Raw genomic sequence first — 916 nt, 5'->3', positions numbered from 1 at the left:
AAAGTAGATTTATTGCATTATGGGTTAGAACAACAAGCATCAATTGTAAGCGATTACTGGTTATTGAAATACTTTGGTCTGGATAAAAATCAAAGTTTATTACAATATCGCGATCTGCATCTTAAAGAAACACTCTATTATCTCCTGAGTAAATACCAAACAGTCTTAAAAGGATTTCCCGGATGAAAAAACTGCTATTCATTATAGCTATGTGTATTTCAATTACCGGTTGCCCCGGTGGTAAACGAGCCCCAAAAACACGACTAACTTTTATTAATGGCAATCATATTTGTTTCAGCATAAATAAGAATGACATATTGAAGTATTATACAATATATTCAAGCAAATCCCATCAGATAAGCATAATGGCGGGTTCCGGATACGGTGATTTAAACCTTTCCTATCCTGATACCTGTATGAATATTAAATGGGAGAATGAACATACTTACGTAATTCACTACGGCTTAAATGGCAAAGAATATGTACATCAGTTCGATATCGATAAAAATGGCAAGCTAATAAATTTAGGAGAACGATAATGTCACTACCCGCTTACCTATTTCTCTACGACGAGAACGGAATGCTCGTACAGGGCGAATGTATGATGCCAGGTAGAGAAGGTGCTATCGAAATCATGAACAGCAGCTATGGTGTAAAACAAGCCGTCGATAGTCATACCGGAAATATGACCGGAACACGACAGCATGGCCCGGTTACGCTGCATAAGCAATTAGATAAGGTAAGTCCTTACCTTGCCGTTGTCGCTTGCGAAGGAAGACGCCTGCAAAAAGCCATTATTAAATATTATGAAATTATTGAAGCGGGAGCAGAAAGAGAGATCTACACCATCACGCTTGATAGCGTGGTAATCTCATCTTTAGATTTTACGCATGTATACTATCCAGGCAGTTCGGCC

The 916-nt window shown here is 38.3% G+C and carries 2 protein-coding genes and 1 pseudogene; all 3 read left to right on the top strand.

From position 1 onward, the window contains the following. A pseudogene (locus N6P30_RS24415) lies at positions 1-186 on the top strand (type IV secretion protein Rhs); the annotation flags it as partial. Next, positions 183-539 (top strand): putative T6SS immunity periplasmic lipoprotein, encoded by a 357-nt coding sequence (locus N6P30_RS24410; protein WP_023293071.1) that lies wholly within the window; start codon positions 183-185, stop codon positions 537-539. The pseudogene N6P30_RS24415 and the gene N6P30_RS24410, both read left to right, overlap by 4 nt. Continuing rightward, the coding region (locus tag N6P30_RS24405) for an Hcp family type VI secretion system effector (protein ID WP_260630013.1) at positions 539-916 on the top strand (378 nt) is incomplete at its 3' end. The genes N6P30_RS24410 and N6P30_RS24405, both read left to right, overlap by 1 nt.

It is taken from the genome of Enterobacter sp. PL1, assembly GCF_945957325.1.
Classification (GTDB): domain Bacteria; phylum Pseudomonadota; class Gammaproteobacteria; order Enterobacterales; family Enterobacteriaceae; genus Enterobacter; species Enterobacter roggenkampii.
The sequence above is the reverse complement of the archived record's forward strand: the minus strand, read 5'-3'. Positions and strand labels throughout refer to the sequence as shown.

Excerpts from the sequence above, each read along its gene's own strand:
- N6P30_RS24410 (WP_023293071.1), top strand. The coding sequence starts at position 183 with ATGAAAAAACTGCTATTCATTATAGCTATGTGTATTTCAATTACCGGT.